The sequence below is a fragment of the Escherichia sp. KCJ4928 genome, from assembly GCF_004352695.1.
Taxonomy (GTDB): Bacteria; Pseudomonadota; Gammaproteobacteria; order Enterobacterales; family Enterobacteriaceae; genus ECMA0423.
On the sequence record NZ_SJWV01000257.1, the window covers coordinates 1 to 4,036 of the forward strand.

Below are 4,036 nucleotides of genomic sequence, written 5' to 3' on the forward strand. Positions count from 1 at the left end.
CGGTATGATTTCCGTTAAATCACAGACAAGGGGATTTATCTGATAAAACAATGCCGACATAACGTCGGCATTGTTATTAAGGTTTTTAAATTAACCGCGCCACGCTTTATAGCGGTTAATCAGACCATTGGTCGAGCTATCGTGGCTGCTGATTTCTTTGCCATCTTTCAGCTCTGGCAGAATACGGTTCGCCAGCTGTTTACCCAGCTCCACGCCCCACTGGTCGAAGGTGAAGATGTTCAGAATCACGCCCTGAGTAAAGATTTTGTGCTCATACAGCGCAATCAACGCCCCCAGGCTGAACGGAGTGATTTCGCGCAGCAGGATGGAGTTGGTCGGGCGGTTACCTTCGAACACTTTGAACGGCACCACGTAGTCAAGCGTTGCCGGATCTTTACCCTGATCGCGATATTCCTGCTCAACCACTTCGCGGGATTTACCAAACGCCAGCGCTTCGGTCTGGGCGAAGAAGTTAGACAGCAGTTTCTGGTGATGATCAGAGAGCGGGTTATGGGTGATAGCCGGAGCGATGAAATCGCACGGTACCATTTTGGTTCCCTGGTGGATCAGCTGGTAGAACGCGTGCTGACCGTTAGTGCCTGGTTCACCCCAGATAATCGGGCCAGTCTGGTAATCCACAACGTTACCGTTACGGTCAACATACTTACCGTTGGACTCCATATTGCCCTGCTGGAAGTACGCCGCGAAACGGTGCATATACTGGTCATACGGCAGAATCGCCTCAGTTTCCGCACCAAAGAAATTGTTGTACCAGATGCCAATCAGCGCCAGCAGGACAGGCAGGTTTTTCTCGGCAGGCGTGGTGGAGAAATGCTTGTCCATCGCGTGTGCGCCAGAAAGCAGTTCAACGAAGTTATCAAAGCCGATGGAGAGAACAATCGACAGGCCAATCGCTGACCACAAAGAGTAACGACCGCCGACCCAGTCCCAGAACTCGAACATGTTGGCAGTATCAATACCAAACTCGCCAACGGCTTTGGCATTGGTTGAGAGCGCCGCAAAGTGTTTCGCAACGTGTTTTTCATCACCTGCCGCTTTCAGGAACCAGTCACGCGCGCTATGGGCGTTGGTCATGGTTTCCTGAGTGGTGAAGGTTTTAGATGCTACCAGGAACAGCGTGGTTTCCGGGTTTACTTTTTTCAGCACTTCAGCGATGTGAGTCCCATCGACGTTAGAAACAAAGTGCATGTTCAGGTGATTTTTGTACGGACGCAGTGCTTCGGTCACCATGTACGGGCCGAGGTCAGAACCGCCGATCCCGATGTTCACTACGTCAGTGATTGCTTTGCCGGTATAACCCTTCCACTCACCGGAGATAATCGCTTCCGAGAAGGTTTTCATCTTCTCCAGCACCGCGTTGACTTCCGGCATTACGTCTTTGCCATCAACCAAAATCGGGGTATTGCTACGGTTACGCAGCGCTACGTGCAGCACAGCGCGGTTTTCAGTGCGGTTGATCTTCTCGCCAGAGAACATCGACTTAATCGCGCCCGCCAGATCGCACTCTTTCGCCAGATCTTGTAATTTCGCCAGCGTCTCTTCAGTGATGCGGTTTTTGGAGTAATCCACCAGCATCTGATCGCCGAAGGTTGCGGAGAACTTAGAAAAACGATCGCCGTCTTTAGCAAAAAGATCGGCGATCGTAACGTCTTTCATTTCATCGAAGTGTTTCTGTAGTGCCTGCCAGGCAGCGGTCTGCGTTGGATTGATGTTTTTCATTAGCAATACTCTTCTGATTTTGAGAATTGTGACTTTGGAAGATTGTAGCGCCAGTCACAGAAAAATGTGATGGTTTTAGTGCCGTTAGCGTAATGTTGAGTGTAAACCCTTAGCGCAGTGAAGCATTTATTAGCTGAACTACTGACCGCCAGGAGTGGATGAAAAATCCGCATGACCCCGTCGTTGACAACCGCCCCGCTCACCCTTTATTTATAAATGTACTACCTGCGCTAGCGCAGGCCAGAAGAGGCGCGTTGCCCAAGTAACGGTGTTGGAGGAGCCAGTCCTGTGATAACACCTGAGGGGGTGCATCGCCGAGGTGATTGAACGGCTGGCCACGTTCATCATCGGCTACAGGGGCTGAATCCCCTGGGTTGTCACCAGAAGCGTTCGCAGTCGGGCGTTTCGCAAGTGGTGGAGCACTTCTGGGTGAAAATAGTAGCGAAGTATCGCTCTGCGCCCACCCGTCTTCCGCTCTTCCCTTGTGCCAAGGCTGAAAATGGATCCCCTGACACGAGGTAGTTATGTCTGAAATTGTTGTCTCCAAATTTGGCGGTACCAGCGTAGCTGATTTTGACGCCATGAACCGCAGCGCTGATATTGTGCTTTCTGATGCCAACGTGCGTTTAGTAGTCCTCTCGGCTTCTGCTGGTATCACTAATCTGCTGGTCGCTTTAGCGGAAGGGCTGGAACCTGGCGAGCGATTCGAAAAACTCGACGCTATTCGCAACATCCAGTTTGCCATTCTGGAACGTCTGCGTTACCCGAACGTTATCCGTGAAGAGATTGAACGTCTGCTGGAGAACATTACTGTTCTGGCAGAAGCGGCGGCGCTGGCAACGTCTCCGGCGCTGACAGATGAGCTGGTCAGCCACGGCGAGCTGATGTCGACCCTGCTGTTTGTCGAAATCCTGCGCGAACGCGATGTTCAGGCACAGTGGTTTGATGTACGTAAAGTGATGCGTACCAACGACCGATTTGGTCGTGCAGAGCCAGATGTAGCCGCGCTGGCGGAACTGGCCGCGCTGCAGCTGCTCCCACGCCTCAATGACGGCTTAGTGATCACCCAGGGATTTATCGGTAGCGAAAATAAAGGTCGTACAACGACGCTTGGCCGTGGAGGCAGCGATTATACGGCAGCCTTGCTGGCGGAGGCTTTACACGCATCTCGTGTTGATATCTGGACCGACGTCCCGGGCATCTACACCACCGATCCACGCGTAGTTTCCGCAGCAAAACGCATTGATGAAATCGCGTTTGCCGAAGCGGCAGAGATGGCAACTTTTGGTGCAAAAGTACTGCATCCGGCAACGTTGCTACCCGCAGTACGCAGCGATATCCCGGTCTTTGTCGGCTCCAGCAAAGACCCACGCGCAGGTGGTACGCTGGTGTGCAATAAAACTGAAAATCCGCCGCTGTTCCGCGCGCTGGCGCTTCGTCGCAATCAGACTCTGCTCACTTTGCACAGCCTGAATATGCTGCATTCTCGCGGCTTCCTCGCGGAAGTTTTCGGCATCCTCGCGCGGCATAATATTTCGGTAGACTTAATCACCACGTCAGAAGTGAGCGTGGCATTAACCCTTGATACCACCGGTTCAACCTCCACTGGCGATACGTTGCTGACGCAATCTCTGCTGATGGAGCTTTCCGCACTGTGCCGGGTGGAAGTAGAAGAAGGTCTGGCGCTGGTCGCGTTGATTGGCAATGACCTGTCAAAAGCCTGCGGCGTTGGCAAAGAGGTATTCGGCGTACTGGAACCGTTCAACATTCGCATGATTTGTTACGGCGCATCCAGCCATAACCTGTGCTTCCTGGTGCCCGGCGAAGATGCCGAGCAGGTGGTGCAGAAGCTGCATTTTAATTTGTTTGAGTAATATTTCCCTACTGGCGTATAACGCTCACCGATTGTTATACGCCATCCTCACTGAAAACATAGATTAAATAATATCTGAAAAGCAAAATCACTCCTGTAGAACAGTATTATAATCACCGAAAAATATCATTTAACAGGAGTGTTAATGGCTACTTTAATGGAAAAAGATGCACTTTTAAACGGAGCCAGTCAGTGCATCGCGTTTTTATCAAATATCATTGATAATTGCTCAGTTTCGTCGCATCAGGATTCAGGCGATGCTCTCAAGCGATTAGTCAGCTATCGCGATTATCTTTATTCTACCCCCGCTGAACTTGTTGATTTTACACAAGGTAAGATTCTCCTTCAGCAGGTAAGAACTCAATATCAGCATGAATTCAACAATACTACGCATTCATAAAATAAAGCATCTTTTGATTCTAT

Annotated in this window: 2 protein-coding genes, 1 pseudogene and 1 riboswitch; of the genes and pseudogenes, 2 read left to right on the forward strand and 1 reads right to left on the reverse strand. The window is 50.8% G+C overall.

The genetic code is table 11. The features are described 5' to 3' along the window. Window positions 1–90: 90 nt before the first annotated feature. Window positions 91–1,740, reverse strand: a complete 1,650-nt coding sequence (gene pgi / locus E0D98_RS21835) for a glucose-6-phosphate isomerase (RefSeq protein WP_000790010.1) — start codon at window positions 1,738–1,740, stop codon at window positions 91–93. Window positions 1,741–1,976: 236 nt separating this feature from the next. Then, a riboswitch (Lysine riboswitch) is annotated at window positions 1,977–2,173 on the forward strand. 91 nt (window positions 2,174–2,264) lie between these two features. Here pgi and lysC point away from each other — a divergent pair. After that, complete coding sequence (gene lysC / locus E0D98_RS21845; protein WP_001290316.1) at window positions 2,265–3,614, forward strand: lysine-sensitive aspartokinase 3; 1,350 nt, start codon at window positions 2,265–2,267, stop codon at window positions 3,612–3,614. A 144-nt stretch (window positions 3,615–3,758) separates the two neighbouring features. After that, window positions 3,759–4,010 (forward strand): annotated as a pseudogene (locus tag E0D98_RS21850) (zeta toxin); the annotation flags it as partial. Window positions 4,011–4,036 lie beyond the last annotated feature (26 nt).

What these genes read in the sequence shown, in the direction of transcription:
- pgi (WP_000790010.1), bottom strand. Translation starts at nt 1,740, where the DNA reads ATGAAAAACATCAATCCAACGCAGACCGCTGCCTGGCAGGCACTACAG.
- lysC (WP_001290316.1), top strand. Translation starts at nt 2,265, where the DNA reads ATGTCTGAAATTGTTGTCTCCAAATTTGGCGGTACCAGCGTAGCTGAT.